Raw genomic sequence first — 14372 nt, forward strand, 5'->3', positions numbered from 1 at the left:
CGGCGAGCCTGCTCTGCTGGATCGCCAGGCCGCCCGCGACCAGCGCGACGACCAGCAGCCCCGCCAGGCTCAGCGTCAGGAGCCGGGCGCGGCGGGCCCGCCGCTTGGCCAGCCGCGCCGAGGACTCCAGGAACTCGCGCTCGGCCTGGGACAGCCTGATGTCGCGGCGGGCGGTCGCGGCCCAGCTCAGGGCGTCGTCGAGCATCGTGCCGTGGAACAGGCCGCCGTCCCTGCGGCCGCCCTCGTCCCAGCGCCGGACGGCGGCCAGGATCGGGCCGTGGACGACCAGCCCCTCCTTGTTGGCCTCGATCCAGCGGCGCAGCCGCGGCCAGGCGTGCGGCAGGGCCGGACGGGCGAGCCAGACCTCGCGCCCGTCGCGGCCCAGCAGGTACGCGAACACCTCCAGGATCCTGGTGACCGCCGGCGTCTCGGCCGCCGGCCTGCCGGCGACCAGCTCGTCCAGGGCGGCCTTCCGGGTGGCCAGCTCGCCCTGCGCGTCCACGGTGAACAGGCGCAGGAACACCTCGGGCGCCAGCTCCCGTTCCGCCGGGGCGAGCAGCGCGTAGGAGTCCTCGGCCAGCGTGCCGAGCGCCGGGTCCGCGGCGGCCTCGGCGACGCGGGCGGCCTGTCGCCCGCGTTCGAGCAGCCGCGCGGTGTCGAGCCCGCCGTCCCCGCTGACCAGCGCGAGCAGGAGCTGACGGGCTTCGGGACGCCGGCCGGGCTCCTTGCTCAGGGCCGCCGACACCAGCGGGCGCAGCGAGTCCGGCAGCGCGGCCAGGTCGGGCGTGGCCGACAGCACCCGGTGCATCACCCCGCCCAGGCTCTCGGCCTCGAACGGGTCGGCGCCCGTGGCCGCGTACAGGACGACGCAGCCCCAGGCGAACACGTCCGCGGGGGCGCCGGCCCGCTGCCCGCCGAACACCTCGGGCGCCATGTACGTCGGCGTGCCGGTCACCAGGCCGGTCGCGGTCAGCGACATCTCGGCCGTCCGCGCGATGCCGAAGTCGATGACCCGCGGGCCGTCCGGGCCCAGCAGCACGTTGTCCGGTTTGAGGTCGCGGTGCACCACGCCGGCCTCGTGGATGGCGGTGAGCGCCGTCGCCACCGCCGTGGCCAGTCGGTGCAGGTCGCCGCCCGCGAAGCGGCGTCCGGCGGCGATCGCCTGGCGCAGGCTGGGCCCGGCGACGTACTCGCTGACGATGTAGGGACGCGGGCCGTCCAGCTCGGCGGCGAGCACGCGGGCCGTGCAGAACGAGGCGACCCGCCCGGCCGCCTCGGCCTCCTTGGCCAGCCGTCCGGCCTCGTCGCCGTGCAGCACCTTGATCGCGACCCGGACGCCGTCCTCGGCGTAGGCCTCGTAGACGACGCCCTGGCCGCCGGCGCCCAGCCGTCCGGCGAGCCAGTAGCCGCCCAGGCGCTGGGGATCGTCGGCGGTCAGCACGTTCACGGACGGTTGGATGCGATGATCGTCCGGAAAGTTGTGACCATTTTTCCCGATTTATCGGCCCTTGACATTCCCTCGATGACAGGACCTAAGATCGCCGCCGTGCTCATGACCTTGACGCTCAGCGCGGCGCTCGTCCTCACCGGAACCCCCGCGCAGGCCACCAAATCCGTGTCGTTCCAGGGCTTCACCATCCAGGTACCGGTCTCATGGAAGGTGAAGAAGGACCCGGTCGGAGGGCTCGACGTGGTCACCGGCGCCTGCTCGAAGCAGGCGATGGAATGCCCCGGTTTCTCCATCGGCGGCCGGCAGGCCATCGCCTACGCCTCAGAGGGCGGCCCCTACCGGGCGGGGCAGCCGTACCACCCCAGCAGCGGGGTCATGGAGTGCGTTCCCGACAAACGTTACGTAGAGGGCGTCGCGCCCCTGAAGCCCTCGCGCGCCGCGACCGTCCAGGTGGGGAAGGGGCATCCGGCCCGCTTCACCGAGTGGAAGCTGACCTGCCAGACGAAGACCAGCAAGCCGACCTCGGTGGCCTACACCCAGCGCATCTGGTACCTGCGCAAGGAGAAGGTGCTCGTCGTCGACCAGTGGAAGACCCCCGGGCTCGGGGACATCCTGGCCAAGGCCGTCTGGCGGTGACCCGGTTGCCCGCGCGCCCTGCGGGCAGGAGATCGTCATGCGCAGCAAGCGGCTCTCGACCAACGAGGAGCAGACGTACGCGGTCGTCCTCGACCCCGGCGACGAGGTGGTCCGGAGCCTGACGGAGTGGGCGGCCGGCAACGGCATCCGCGCCGCCCGCCTGACCGGCATCGGCGGGTTCCGGCGGGTCACGCTGGGCTTCTTCGACCCCGAGGCGCTCCGCTACGACCCGATCCCGGTGGACCGGCAGACCGAGGTGCTCTCCCTGATCGGCGACTTCGCCATGCCCGACGACGACGTGGGGCCCCACCTGCACGCCCATGTGGTCGTGGGCCTGCCGGACGGCACGACCCGCGGCGGCCACCTGCTGGACGGCGAGGTGTGGCCGACGCTGGAAGTGATCGTCACGCAGTCACCGCGCTACCTCAGGCGCCGCCACGACCCCGCCACCGGCCTGGCCCTCATCGACCCGGACTGACCCGGGCAGACCCGGACTGACCCGGGCAGACCCGGCCCGCCGGCCGGTCCGGTAGTGGCCGGTCCGGTAGTGGCCGGTCCGGTAGTGGCCGGTCCGGTGGTGGTGGGTCCAGGGGCGGCCCGGCGGTCACTCGAAGTCGTCCGGGTTCAGTTCCTTGAGGCGTTCGAAGCGCTCGCGCTCCTCGTCGTAGGGCTCGTCGTTCTCGGGGCCTTCGAGGTCGGCCGCGGGCGTCTCCTGGTCCTCGGACTCTTTGCGTCGCATCGTCATCCCCCCTCAGGAAGACGAGGCGCGGGGCTCCCCCGCGCCCACCCCTCCGGCTACCCCTCCGACCTGCGGGCAAACGGGCGCCGACATCGGATGTTGACCGGCTCTTGTGCAGGCTCGTGGGGGCCCTTGGCGCGTCCATGGGGAGGTTTCCGGGCGATTGTTCCGCCTTTCTGAGGAGATGTACGTGCCCACCAAACGTTCCACCAAGCCGACCCGGTCGAAGCCCGACAGCCAGCCGTGGCTGCACGTGAACGGCGTGGAGATCCAGGAGTACGGCACCGTGCGGATGTTCCCGCTCGGCCTCTCCCGCGACGCGCGCGAGTACTCCTGCCAGCGCCTCAACCAGATCCTGGCCGACACCCAGATCCTCTACAGCCTCTACAAGAAGCACCACTGGCTGATGCGCGGCCCGACCTTCTACCAGCTCCACCTGCTGCTGGACAAGCACGCCTCGGAGCAGATCGCGCTGGTGGACGAGATGGCCGAGCGCGTGCAGACCCTCGGCGGCGTCGCGGTGGGCGATCCGCGCCACGTGGCCGAGATCACCGTGATCCCGCGCCCGCCGAACGGCTGCGAGGAGGTGCCGGCCATGCTCTCGCGCCTGATCGAGGCGCACGAGACCATCCTGGTGGCCGCCCACGACGCGGCCAACCGGGCGCAGGAGATGGGCGACGACGGCACCAACGACCTGCTGGTCTCCGACGTCATCAGGACGAACGAGCTGCAGACCTGGTTCCTGATCGAGCACCTGGTGGACACCCCGCTGGTGGAGAAGCCGGACAGGTGACCGGGGGCCGGGCCCGGTAAGCCGGGACTCGATCGCAGGTGAAGGAAATGTCTGGATTTAGGTGGACATCGCCGTACGGGCGTAACAGTTCATTCCGGGCGCGGTAAGGCACCGCATCGAGCCTGCGCCCCCGGGTACGGGAGGAATCGCGGGCCCTCAGGCCCGCCGGCGACCCGCCAGAGCGCGCCGCCACGAAAGCGCGCCTCACCAGCGGGACGCCCCCTGACCAGGGCCGGCCCCGACCAAGCCGCCCTGACGGGGGCTACTTCTGACCGGGAGCGACGGAGAACGACATGACCGAACCGCTGACCTCACGGCCCGCCCCCGCACACGGCGTCGCGGGACGGGAGCGGCGGCCATGAGCCTGTCGGACCGCGAACGCCGCATCCTGGCCGAGATCGAGCAGGATCTGCGCTGGCAGGACCGCGACTTCGCCTGCCGCATCGACGCGCTCAACGCCAAACCGGCCCGCCGCCGCCGCTGTCCGGTGACGCGGCGGGAGATGGCCTTCATCCTGATCATCGTGGTCGCGATGACGCTGCTGTCGGCGGTCGTGTTCGTGGCGGCGGGCCGTCCGCGCACCCCGCCCGCGCCGCGCCCCACGCGCGAGGTGGTGACCACCTCGCCACAGGTCACCCACCATTGAGCGGGTGATCGACGGCGGGGCCGCTCAGGACGGCGGCGGGGCGACCGAGGCGCGGGTGACCAGCCGCGAGCGCAGCGTGTGCACGTCGTGCCGCGGCTCGCCGCCGTCGAGCACGTCGAGCAGCACCTCCGCCGCCTTCGCGCCGAGCTGGTGGACCGGCTGCTCGATCATCGTCAGCGGCGGGTCCATGACCGCCGCCCACGCGCTGTCGTCGAAGCCGATGAGCGAGATGTCGGCCGGATAGGACAGCCCGGCGGCGCGTACGGCCCGCAGCGCCCCGGTCACGGCGTCGGTCTCGGTGCAGAACAGGGCTGTGGTGCGGTCGGGCAGCGCCAGCATCCGGGCCACCTCCTGGGTGGCCCACTCCTCGGTCTTCGGGCCGGTCATGACCAGCTCGGGGTCGAAGGGGATGCGGGCGTCGTCGAGCGCGTCGAGGTAGCCGCGCAGGCGCTCGCCGTCGGTCCACACGTTGCGCGCCTTCTCCAGCAGCGCCCGCCTGGTCACGGGCGGGTCGACCGAGGACGGCCCCCACACGAACCCGATGCGCCGGTGGCCGGCCGCGATCATCACCTCGACCGCCTCGCGGGCCGCGCCGCGGTTGTCGATGACGACCGTGTCGAGGTCGAGCGGCGTGACCGCGCGGTCGACGAGCACGATCGGGATGCCCCGGCCCATGGCCGCCCTGATGTGCTTGACCTCGTCGCGCCCCACGGCCGCGGAGGCGATGATCACGCCGTCGACCCGCTTGTCGATGAGCACGTCGGTGGCCGCCACCTCCTCGTCGAGCCGCTCGTACGTGCTCAGCACGATCGTGTCGAACCCGCGGGCGCGCGAGGCGTCGGAGATGCCGCGCAGGACGCCCGCGAAGAACGGGTTGCCGATGTCGGCCAGGATCACGCCGAGCGTGTGACTGACCCCGGTGGACATGCTGCGGGCCAGGGCGTTGGCGCGGTAGCCGAGCTTCTCGGCCGCCGCCAGCACCCGTTCGCGCAGCTCGGGGCTGACGTAGCCGTAGCCGCCGAGGGTGCGGGCCGCGGTGGCACGGCCGACGCCGGCCTCGGCGGCCACCTCCGAGATCGTCGGCCGGCCCGACTGGCTCCGGTCGGCTGCCATCGAACGGGTTCCTCGTTTCTGGGGGGTCGCGGGCACGCCCATGCTAGTCGCGCGGGGCGGGCCTGCCGAAGCCGAACGCGCCTTCGACGAAGCACTGCTCGTAGGCGGTCTCCGCACCGGCCAGCAGCGCCCGCTCGATCCTGCCGCGGCCGGGCGCCACGCCCTTGCGCCAGCCGTCGCGCAGCAGCGAGACGGCGAACCCGGCCAGGAACGCGTCCCCGCAGCCCATGGTGTCGACGATCTTGCCCGGGTCCTCGACCAGCCGGGCGGGGGCGGCGACCAGGTCGCGGCCGTCGTAGGCCATCGCGCCGTCCACGCCCCTGGTGCCGAGGGCCAGGGGGGCGCCGCTCGCCACCACCCGGGCCAGCAGGTCGCGGGTGCCCGCCTCGTCCAGGTGGGAGCAGGACAACAGCACCAGGTCGGCGTGCGGGCAGACGCGGTCCAGGTAGGCGGGGGCGCGGTAGTCGTCCTCGCTGGACAGGTCGAAGCTGACCAGGGGACGCAGGCCGGCGAGCCCGGCCAGCTCGTCCTCGCTGCCGGAGTAGACGCTGGAGTGCACCAGGTCGAACGAGCCGGCGTAGGCCAGCAGGTCGCCGGCCAGCGACAGCGGCTCGCGCACGGTGACGCCGCCGCCGTTCCAGCCCAGGAAGACCCGGTCGCCGTCGTCGACGCGCAGCCGGGAGACGCCGCTCTCGCCGGGACGAACCACGCAACGGTCGACGGCGACGCCCTGCGCGGCGACGGCCTCGCGCAGGAAGCCGCCGAGGTCGTCGTCGCCGAAGACCCCGAGGTAGGCGGCCTCGACGCCGAGGCGGCCCGCGTAGACGGCGACGTTCACGCTGTTGCCGCCCGGATAGTCGATGCCCCGATCGACGAACCGGTCGACGATGTTGTCGCCGAAGCCGAGGACTCTCATGTTTCTCCTGTGCCGGGGGTTCGGGGTGGGCAGGCCGTGGCCGCTCCCGTCCCGACGGGCGGGAGCGGGAGCGGGGTGGCGGTGGCCTAGTAGTCCATGACCCGGTAGTAGCGGCGCAGGTCGAGCGAGTGGTCGCGGACCCGTTCCAGGTGCTTGCTGACCCGGCCCATCACCGTGTCGAGCACGAGCGGCGCGAGCAGGCCGCGGAACTCGGGGCTGATGCCGTCGAGCGGGTAGTCGCGGGTGTCGAAGACGGTGACGTCCTTGGAGACGCGCCGGGCGAACGCCTCCGCGCGGTCGGTGAGCGGGCGTGTCTCGTCCTCGCCCTGGAAGATCAGCACGCTCGTGTCCTCCTCCAGCAGCTCCAGCGAGCCGTGGAAGAACTCTGCGCTGTGCACCCTGGTGGTGCGCAGCCACTGCATCTCCTCAAGGATGCACATCGAGTACAGGTAGGTGAATCCCCACAGGTTCCCGCCGCCGATGAGGAAGTGGTAGCCGGTGTCCTTGTGGGCCTCGGCGAAGGCGGACGCCACCGGATCGGCCTGCCGGGCGACCTCCAGCAGCACGCCGGGCAGCCCGGCCAGCTCGCCGGCCAGCTTCTCGTAGCCCTCGAACTCGCCGCGGCGCGACAGCAGGCGGCCCATGAACAGCAACATCTGCTGGTCGAACGGCCATGCCTTCGGCTCGGAGACGAGCACGGCGTCCACGGCCTTGGCGATCGGCGAGTCGGGGTAGCCGGTGAAGCCGACCGTGTAGGCGCCCTTGTCCTTGACGTACTCGATCGCGCGCAGGCTGTCCTCGGTGGTGCCGGAGACCGAGGTGAAGATCGCGACCGTGCGCTCGCCGAGGCGGGCGTCGCCGGAGACGACCAGCTCGGCCGCGACGGCGGCGCGGACGTCGAGCGTCGAGCTCCGCCTGGCCAGGTGCTCGTAGGGCCACATCTGGGCGTACGTGCCGCCGGCGCCGACGAGCAGGAGGGTGTCGAACCCCTGGTCCACGAGCCGATCGACGAGTTCCTCAATCTGGGGGCGCAGGGCCACGGTGCTGGCCAGCTGCGACAGGAATTCCGGCTCGTTGAATCCGAGCATCTTCGCGTCCTTTCGGGAATGCTTGCGGGCCGGCGCCGCCCAGCGGCCTGATACCGGTATCACGCGGAGGTCACGGTGGCACAGGATCCGGCCACGCGTCAACACCCCACCTGCGAGAACCTGAAGCAGCCTGCTGTTTCACCTCGACGAAAAGCCCGCAGGGAGCCGCCCGGAAAGAAAATCTTCCTCTGCGCTCTGGTACCGGTATCAGTTCATCTGTACAGTCAGCCAACACCCCCACCGCGGACCGGCAGGTCCCCCTCTCCCTCCGAGAGAAAGGAAGCCCATGCGCCCTCGCGCAATGACGTCGTTCGCGGCGCTCCTCGGGACGCTCGCCCTGGCCGGCTGTTCCGGCGGCGGCGACGGAGCGGCCAAGGCCCCCGCCGCCGACCTGTCCGCCACGCCCGACTTCTCCGGCACGCTGAGCGTCCTCACGAAGTTCGCCGGCGACCCGCTGCAGCCGTACTTCGAGGACCTGGCCGCGGCGTACCAGAAGAAGCACCCGGGAGTGAAGGTCGAGCTCATCCAGGAGACCGACCAGAGCGTCAAGGACAAGACCAAGACGCTGACCGCCTCCGACGCGCTGCCCGACGTCTTCTTCACCTGGAGCGGCAACTGGGCGGAGAACTTCGTGCGCGGCGGCCGGGCCGCCGACCTGAGCAAGGTGATCGGCCCCGGCACCGAGTGGGGCGGCACGTTCAGCCCCGGCTCCCTGTCGGCCTTCGCCTACGACGGCAAGTACTACGGCATCCCGCTGTACGGCAACGGCAAGTTCATGGGCTACAACAAGACCGCCTTCGACAAGGCCGGCGTCAAGGTGCCCGGCTCGTTCGAGGAGCTGGTCGGGAGCTGCGCGGCGCTGCGCAAGGCGGGCTACGAGCCGATCGCCTTCGGCAACAAGGACGGCTGGCCCGCCCTGCACTACCTCCAGCAGCTCTTCGCCTACGACGTGCCGGCCGACGTCCTGCAGGCCGACTTCAGCCCGAAGACGGCCAAGCTCGACAACCCGGGCTACGTGACCGCGCTCAACCGGTTCAAGACCCTGGTCGACACCTGCACCGACACCGGCAAGGGCACCAACGGCGTGCTCTACAGCTCGGCCCAGCAGGCCTTCCACGACGGCAAGGCGGCCATGTACTACCAGGAGGTCCTGGAGTTCGACAACGCCACCGACAAGAACGGCCTCAAGGCGGACGACTTCGGCATCTTCCAGCTCCCGGTCCCCCAGAACGCGGCCGGCGACCCGAAGACGATCGAGGGCGCGCCCGAGGGCTACCTGATCAACGCCAGGTCGCCGCGGGCCGCGCTGGCCGTCGACTTCATGAAGTTCGTGACCTCCACCGAGAACGCCAGGACCCTGTCGGCGCCCCCGTACGGGCAGCCCAGCACGGTCGTCGGCGCGGTCACCGCCGAGACCTCCAGCAAGGCCGTCTACGAGGGCATGGAGCAGGTCAACAAGGCGCCGCGGCTGGCCGCGTGGCTCGACACCGTCACCGTGCCCGAGGTCGCCGACGCCTGGCTGGCCGGCGGCGAGGCGCTGATCAGCGGCGGCTCGACCCCCGACAAGGTGCTGGCGAGCGTCCGCGAGGCGTCGGAGTCGGCGAAGTAGGCCGGGCGGCCGGAGGGAGAGCATGCCGGTGCGTGCCATACGTCAACGGGCGCTCGGCCTGGCGTGGGTGGCCCCCGCGCTCGCGCTGGTCGTGGTGTTCGTCTACCTGCCGCTGGTGCAGAACTTCCAGTTCAGCACCCTCAAGTGGGACATCTACAGCGGCACCCAGGAGTACGTCGGGCTCGACAACTACCGCAAGCTGGTCGACGACCCGGTCTTCTGGTCCTCGCTGGGCAACAACGTCCTGTACGCGGTGGTCTCGATCGTCTTCCAGGTGTTCGGCGCGCTGCTGCTGGCCGCGCTGATCGAGGGCGTGCGCAGCGAGCGGTGGCAGCGCGGCCTGCGGGCGGTCTACTTCATCCCGTCGGCGATCTCCATGACCGTCGCCGGCCTGCTCTTCTACTTCATCTACGAGCCCAACCTGGGCCCGCTCAACCACCTGCTCAGGGCGATCGGCCTGGACGGCCTGGCCCAGGCGTGGCTGGGCCAGGAGAGCACCGCCATGTCGGCGATCATCGCGATGAGCCAGTGGCAGGGATTCGGCTACTCGACGCTGCTGTTCGCCGTCGCGATCCAGCGCATCCCCCGCGAGATCTACGGCGCCGCCGCCATCGACGGCACCGGCCCGGTCCGGCGGTTCTTCCACGTGACCGTGCCGCTCGTGCGCGAGATGACCGGGCTGATGATGATGGTCACCGTCTCGGGCGCCTTCCAGGTGTTCAACGAGGTCATGGTGATGACCAGCGGCGGCCCCGACAACTCCAGCCAGGTCCTGGGCACCTGGCTCTACCGCAGCGGCTTCGTGCGCAACAACTTCGGCTACGCCGCCGCCATCGCGACAGTGATCTTCGTCATCACGCTCGGCATCGCCGTGGGACAGATGTGGGTCACCCGTAGGAGAAGGGTGGAATGGTGAGTCGCCGTGGCTTTCTCGGCGTGATCGCGCGCGTGTTCCTCTGGGCGTTCCTGCTCTGTCTCGCGGTGGTCGTGCTCTATCCCCTGCTGTGGATGGTGCTCAACGGGTTCAAGTCCAACAGCGAGCTGTTCGGCAACCCGTTCGCGCTGCCGTCGAGCTGGAGCTTCGAGAGCTACCAGAAGGCGTGGAACCGGGGGGTGAGCGACTACCTGACGACGAGTGTGCTGGTCACGCTCACCTCCACGGTCGCCACCGTGTTCGTCAGCGCGTGGGCGGCCTACGGGCTGACCCGGGTGAACCTCCCGTTGAACCGGTTCGTCACGATGGGCATCCTGGGCGGGCTCATGCTCGCGCCGACCGTGGCGCTCGTGCCGCTGGTCAAGATGTTCCAGGCCATGGGGCTGTACAACAGCTTCTGGGCGCTGCTGATCCTCTACACCGCGTTCCGCGTCCCGTTCACGACGTTCCTCATCCGGGCGTACATGATCGACCTGCCCCGCGAGGTGGACGAGGCCGCCGAGATGGACGGCTGCGGCCGGTGGACCGCGTTCTGGCGGATCATCCTGCCGATGTGCAAGCCGATCCTCACCTCGACCGTGCTGCTGCACATCCTGTTCGCCTGGAACGAGTACCTGTTCGCGATGGTCTTCACCAGCGGCTCCGGCGTCCAGACGCTGCCGGTCGGCCTGACCAGCCTGATGAGCAAGCACGGCACGGACTTCCCCGTCGTCTTCGCCGGGATGGTGATCGCGGCGCTGCCCGTGGTGCTGCTGTTCTTCCTCGGCCAGCGCTACATCGTCAAGGGCCTCGCCGACGGGGTCGGGAAGTGAGTCTGATGTCGTTGTCACTGCGGCAGGTCACCGGTTCCAACTTCGCCTACCAGCACCTGCCCTTCGACCGTTTCCTCGACGACGCCGCCGCGCTCGGTCGCGAGCACCTGGAGCTGTGGGGCGTCGCGCCGCAGCTGCACGTCCCGTGGCTGAGCGACGCCGAGGCGCGGGCGATCCGCCGCAGCGCCGCCGGGCGCGGGCTCACCGTCCGCTGCCTGACGCCCGAGCAGGTGGCCTACCCCGTCAACCTGGCCTCGCCGGACGGCCGGCTGCGGGCCGGGAGCGTGGCGATGTTCCGCCGGGCCGCCGAACTGGCCGCCGAGCTGGGTGCCGAGCTGCTGCTGCTGACCCCCGGCCGGGGCTTCGAGGACGAGCCGGTCGCCGGCGCCTGGCGGCGCTCGGCCGACGCGATCGGCGAGATCTGCGCGTACGCCGGGACGCTCGGCGTGTCATGCGTGCTGGAGGCGTTGCAGCGGGTGGAGTCCAACCTGGTCAACGACGCGCCCACGCTGGCCCGCATGATCGACGAGGTGGGCGCCCCCAACCTGGGCGCGGTGCTGGACACCGTGGCGATGGCGGCGGCCGGGGAGGGCGTGGACGACTACTTCGACGCCCTCGGCGACCGGGTCAGGCACGTGCACCTGGTCGACGGCTCCCCCACCGGGCACCTGGCCTGGGGCGACGGCGAGCTGCCGCTCGCCGCGTACCTGGCGGCGCTGGGCCGCAGGGGATACCGGGGAGCGATGACGTTCGAGCTGTTCGGGGCCGGGGACTACGCCTTCGACCCGCGTCCCGTGGTGGAGCGCTGCCTGGCCTCCGTACAGGCAGCGCTCCCGGGAGCCTCATAGCCCGCCGGCGGCTCCGGGCAGGACCAGCTGTCCCCAGGACCGGCCGGGATACTTGGCCACCGGCCTGGCCCGGCCGGTGCGGACGTCCACCGCGTACGCCCGGGTGTCCGGCCCGACCTCGACGGCGAGCGTGACCTCCGACGGGCTCTGCCAGATCGTCGCGTCGTCGATGCCCGCCCTCTTCGGCAGGCCCTTCACGGAGACCTTCCGCAGGGTGCGGCCGGTCCTGGTGTCGAGCACGGTGAGCCTGCGGGTGACGTACTCGGGCTGGGCCTTCTTGCCGGGCGGGAACTCGAAGGCGACCACCGTGCGGCCGTCCGGGGCGAGCTCGCTGAACATGATGAAGACGCCGTCGAAGCGCACCGGCCTGCCGCCGCCGGTGACCGGCATGAACAGCAGGTCGGTCCTGCGGTAGCGGACCAGCTCGGCGACGCCGTCCTTGATGGCGACCGGCTCGTACACGCCGGGGACGGGCACCGTCCCGCCGGTCCGCACGTCGATCAGCAGGCCGGGGTCCTTGGTGCCCTCGCGCGGGTCGAAGGCCAGGTGGCGGCCGTCGTCGGAGACCACCAGCATGGAGCCGACGCCGAGGCGTTCCTCCTTCACCTTCGCGGCGGAGACCGTCTCCACGCCGGTCACCATGTCGCGGACGACGTGCGCCCCCGCGTCTTTGTCGTAGTAGGCGAACATGCGCCCGTCGCGGCTGACGGCGACGGGCACGCGGCGGTTCCGGGTGGTCGTCCCGAGCGCCTGGGGCACCCGGTACGTCTTGCCCGCGCTCGTGACCACCCGCCACTCGTCCGGCACGCAGTCGGGCAGCGGGTCCTTTCCCTTGGGGGGCAGGCAGGTCTCCAGGTAGGCGTGGCTGAGCGTCCCCACCTCGCCCGCCGGCAGCACGGGCACTGGTGCCTCCTGCGGCGCGGCGGCCGGCGTCCGCCGCGGCCCGGCCATCAGCACGGTCGCCGTCACCCCGGCCAGCACCGCGATCGTCGCGACCGCCGCCAGCGTCGCCGTGGACCGTCGCCTGCGCCGGTACCCGACCACCGCCAGGTCGGCCAGGTCGGCCAGGTTCGCCGGGGGAGCCTCCTCGGCCAAGCCGTTCAGTGCGTCACGCAGTCTGGTCATCGGGCCGCCTCCTGAGCGATTCGCGAGTCCATGAGGTCGGGAGCGAGTTCGCGCAGGCGCGCCAGCGCGTGGTGGGTCTGGCTCTTCACCGTGCCGACCGCGCAGCCGAGCACGTCGGCGGTCTGGGCCTCGGTGAGGTCCTCCCAGAAACGCAGGACGATCACCGCCCGCTGCTTGCGCGTCAGCTTGCCCAGCGCCTGCCGCAGCACGATCCGGTCGAGCGCGTCGTCGTCGTAGGTGACCGCGCGCTCGGGCGGGTCGGCGCTGGGCAGCTCGGGGTCCGGCCGGCGCCGCCACGAGATGTACTGGTTGACCAGCGCCTTACGCGTGTACGCCTCGGGGTTGCCCTCGCGCGCCAGCTTGTGCCAGTGCCGCACGACCTTGACCAGCACGCTCTGGAGCAGGTCCTCGGCCAGGTGAGGGTCGCCCACGAGGAGGTAGGCGGTCCGCATCAGCGCCTGTTGCCGGGCGATGACGAACTCGCGGAAGCCGTCGTGAGCGTCCAATGTGGTGTTCTCCCTTCGCCCGTTCCCAACGCGGCCGGCCGGGCGGAGGGTTGCAGGGTTCGTCCCGGAATTTTCTGCGAAATCACCGGGCCCGCTGGGCGGGACGGCGTCCCCAGGTGGCCCAGCGCCACAGCCACTCCAGCGGGCCGAAGCGGTACCGGCGCAGCCAGAGGGTGGACCACACCCACTGGACGGCCAGGATGACGGCGGCGATCCCCACGATCGTGCCCAGCGACCAGTGTTCCGACCGGCCGCCGACCACCTTGCCGATGACCAGGACCAGGGCGGTGGCGCTCAGGTAGTTGGTCAGCGCCATGCGGCCCAGCGGGGCGAAGACGGCCCGCAGCAGCGGGCGCACCGGGGTCCTGAGCAGGACGAGCAGGACGCACACGTACAGGCCGGCCATGAGCAGGCCGGACGTGGCCATCGGCAGGGGGACGCCCGATGCGCCCGCCTGCCACGACAGGGCCGGGACGGTGGCCGCGGCGAAGAGCAGGGCCAGGAGCGCCGGAACGCGGGTGGAGCTCTCGATCCGGTCGATCACGCCGTACCTGGTGAGGGCCGAGCCCAGCAGGAACAGGCCGGGGACCAGCATCGTGCCGCCGCTGAAGACGACCATCGCCGCGACGACGAGCACGGCGGCGAGCCCCGCCACCGCCCAGCGCGGCAGCCACGTCGAGGGCAGCAGCACCACCAGGCCGACGACCGCGTAGACGGTCAGGATGTCGCCGCGCCACAGCAGGAACATGTGGACCAGGCCCATGCAGGCCAGCAGGAGGAGCCTGCGCAGCAGCAGCGCCCGCGGGTGGGGGACGCGGGCCGAGGCGGAGTCCAGCAGCAGCGAGAACCCGACGCCGAACAGCAGCGAGAAGATCGGGAAGAAGCGCTGCTCGACGAGCAGGCCCAGCCAGCGGGCGGTGTCGTCGAGCACCACCTCCTGCTGGGTGACCGCCTCGATGCCGACGTGCGAGATCGGCTGGACGTTGGCGAGCAGGATCCCGCACAGGGCGAACCCGCGCACGACGTCGAGCGCGATGATGCGCGACCGCCGGGGAGCGGCGGGCGGTGTTTCGTCATGGGGCAGGGGGCGGGCGGGCCGCGTGTCGTCGTAGGGCATGGGGCCTCATCCTGCGGCGGGCGGCGGGGCGCCGGGAGGG

General features: G+C 71.5%; 16 protein-coding genes. 8 read left to right on the plus strand and 8 right to left on the minus strand.

What is annotated here, in order from left to right; genetic code table 11:
* On the minus strand, positions 1 to 1447 hold a 1447-nt coding region (locus ABZ815_RS27475), incomplete at its 3' end, for a serine/threonine-protein kinase (RefSeq protein WP_357702738.1).
* A 75-nt stretch (positions 1448 to 1522) separates the two neighbouring features.
* On the opposite strand from ABZ815_RS27475, the gene ABZ815_RS27480 reads away from it, so the two are divergent.
* The gene (locus ABZ815_RS27480; RefSeq protein WP_357702740.1) at positions 1523 to 2086 is read left to right on the plus strand and encodes a hypothetical protein; all 564 of its coding nucleotides are present in this window, start codon (positions 1523 to 1525) and stop codon (positions 2084 to 2086) included.
* Positions 2087 to 2123: 37 nt separating this feature from the next.
* On the plus strand, positions 2124 to 2564 hold the full coding sequence (locus tag ABZ815_RS27485; RefSeq protein ID WP_357702742.1) for a PPC domain-containing DNA-binding protein: 441 nt from the start codon (positions 2124 to 2126) through the stop codon (positions 2562 to 2564).
* 126 nt (positions 2565 to 2690) lie between these two features.
* Here the strand turns inward: ABZ815_RS27485 and ABZ815_RS27490 are convergent, their stop codons facing one another.
* Entirely contained in the window at positions 2691 to 2825 is a 135-nt protein-coding gene (locus tag ABZ815_RS27490) for a hypothetical protein (protein WP_357702744.1), read from the minus strand.
* 190 nt (positions 2826 to 3015) lie between these two features.
* On the opposite strand from ABZ815_RS27490, the gene ABZ815_RS27495 reads away from it, so the two are divergent.
* Positions 3016 to 3618, plus strand: a complete 603-nt coding sequence (locus ABZ815_RS27495; RefSeq protein WP_357702746.1) for a DNA starvation/stationary phase protection protein — start codon at positions 3016 to 3018, stop codon at positions 3616 to 3618.
* A 358-nt stretch (positions 3619 to 3976) separates the two neighbouring features.
* Positions 3977 to 4264: a DUF3040 domain-containing protein gene (locus ABZ815_RS27500; protein ID WP_357702748.1), complete on the plus strand. Its 288-nt coding sequence runs from the start codon at positions 3977 to 3979 to the stop codon at positions 4262 to 4264.
* 24 nt (positions 4265 to 4288) lie between these two features.
* On the opposite strand, the gene ABZ815_RS27505 is transcribed toward ABZ815_RS27500, so the two are convergent.
* The 3 genes from ABZ815_RS27505 to ABZ815_RS27515 form a co-directional block, all read right to left on the minus strand.
* Positions 4289 to 5377 (minus strand): LacI family DNA-binding transcriptional regulator, encoded by a 1089-nt coding sequence (locus tag ABZ815_RS27505; protein WP_357702750.1) that lies wholly within the window; start codon positions 5375 to 5377, stop codon positions 4289 to 4291.
* Between the two features lie 43 nt (positions 5378 to 5420).
* A complete protein-coding gene (locus tag ABZ815_RS27510) occupies positions 5421 to 6293 on the minus strand; it encodes a PfkB family carbohydrate kinase (protein ID WP_357702752.1) in 873 nt (290 codons plus the stop codon).
* Between the two features lie 86 nt (positions 6294 to 6379).
* A complete protein-coding gene (locus ABZ815_RS27515; protein WP_357702754.1) occupies positions 6380 to 7381 on the minus strand; it encodes an SIS domain-containing protein in 1002 nt (333 codons plus the stop codon).
* A 286-nt stretch (positions 7382 to 7667) separates the two neighbouring features.
* Here ABZ815_RS27515 and ABZ815_RS27520 point away from each other — a divergent pair, with 286 nt between their 5' ends.
* From ABZ815_RS27520 to ABZ815_RS27535, 4 genes are read left to right on the plus strand one after another with little or no spacing between them, the layout of a single operon-like run.
* On the plus strand, positions 7668 to 8990 hold the full coding sequence (locus tag ABZ815_RS27520; RefSeq protein WP_357702756.1) for an extracellular solute-binding protein: 1323 nt from the start codon (positions 7668 to 7670) through the stop codon (positions 8988 to 8990).
* A 28-nt stretch (positions 8991 to 9018) separates the two neighbouring features.
* On the plus strand, positions 9019 to 9906 hold the full coding sequence (locus ABZ815_RS27525; protein ID WP_357702758.1) for a sugar ABC transporter permease: 888 nt from the start codon (positions 9019 to 9021) through the stop codon (positions 9904 to 9906).
* A 20-nt stretch (positions 9907 to 9926) separates the two neighbouring features.
* A complete protein-coding gene (locus tag ABZ815_RS27530; RefSeq protein ID WP_357702760.1) occupies positions 9927 to 10736 on the plus strand; it encodes a carbohydrate ABC transporter permease in 810 nt (269 codons plus the stop codon).
* Positions 10737 to 10741: 5 nt separating this feature from the next.
* Positions 10742 to 11584, plus strand: a complete 843-nt coding sequence (locus tag ABZ815_RS27535) for a TIM barrel protein (protein ID WP_357702762.1) — start codon at positions 10742 to 10744, stop codon at positions 11582 to 11584.
* On the opposite strand, the gene ABZ815_RS27540 is transcribed toward ABZ815_RS27535, so the two are convergent.
* The 3 genes from ABZ815_RS27540 to ABZ815_RS27550 form a co-directional block, all read right to left on the minus strand.
* Positions 11579 to 12709, minus strand: a complete 1131-nt coding sequence (locus ABZ815_RS27540) for a hypothetical protein (protein ID WP_357702764.1) — start codon at positions 12707 to 12709, stop codon at positions 11579 to 11581. The two genes, ABZ815_RS27535 and ABZ815_RS27540, sit on opposite strands and share 6 nt — an antisense overlap.
* Entirely contained in the window at positions 12706 to 13215 is a 510-nt protein-coding gene (locus ABZ815_RS27545; RefSeq protein WP_357702765.1) for a SigE family RNA polymerase sigma factor, read from the minus strand. Before ABZ815_RS27545 ends, ABZ815_RS27540 begins: the two co-directional genes overlap by 4 nt.
* An 82-nt stretch (positions 13216 to 13297) precedes the next feature.
* Positions 13298 to 14332, minus strand: a complete 1035-nt coding sequence (locus ABZ815_RS27550) for a DUF418 domain-containing protein (protein ID WP_357702767.1) — start codon at positions 14330 to 14332, stop codon at positions 13298 to 13300.
* Positions 14333 to 14372 lie beyond the last annotated feature (40 nt).

Origin of the sequence: Nonomuraea sp. NPDC047529 (genome assembly GCF_040642995.1) — a bacterium.
Lineage (GTDB): Bacteria > Actinomycetota > Actinomycetes > Streptosporangiales > Streptosporangiaceae > Nonomuraea.

Coding starts and splice junctions, on each gene's coding strand:
- ABZ815_RS27480 (WP_357702740.1), top strand. CDS start 1,523: ATGACAGGACCTAAGATCGCCGCCGTGCTCATGACCTTGACGCTCAGC.
- ABZ815_RS27485 (WP_357702742.1), top strand. CDS start 2,124: ATGCGCAGCAAGCGGCTCTCGACCAACGAGGAGCAGACGTACGCGGTC.
- ABZ815_RS27490 (WP_357702744.1), bottom strand. CDS start 2,825: ATGCGACGCAAAGAGTCCGAGGACCAGGAGACGCCCGCGGCCGACCTC.
- ABZ815_RS27500 (WP_357702748.1), top strand. CDS start 3,977: ATGAGCCTGTCGGACCGCGAACGCCGCATCCTGGCCGAGATCGAGCAG.
- ABZ815_RS27505 (WP_357702750.1), bottom strand. CDS start 5,377: ATGGCAGCCGACCGGAGCCAGTCGGGCCGGCCGACGATCTCGGAGGTG.
- ABZ815_RS27510 (WP_357702752.1), bottom strand. CDS start 6,293: ATGAGAGTCCTCGGCTTCGGCGACAACATCGTCGACCGGTTCGTCGAT.
- ABZ815_RS27515 (WP_357702754.1), bottom strand. CDS start 7,381: ATGCTCGGATTCAACGAGCCGGAATTCCTGTCGCAGCTGGCCAGCACC.
- ABZ815_RS27520 (WP_357702756.1), top strand. CDS start 7,668: ATGCGCCCTCGCGCAATGACGTCGTTCGCGGCGCTCCTCGGGACGCTC.
- ABZ815_RS27535 (WP_357702762.1), top strand. CDS start 10,742: ATGTCGTTGTCACTGCGGCAGGTCACCGGTTCCAACTTCGCCTACCAG.
- ABZ815_RS27540 (WP_357702764.1), bottom strand. CDS start 12,709: ATGACCAGACTGCGTGACGCACTGAACGGCTTGGCCGAGGAGGCTCCC.
- ABZ815_RS27550 (WP_357702767.1), bottom strand. CDS start 14,332: ATGCCCTACGACGACACGCGGCCCGCCCGCCCCCTGCCCCATGACGAA.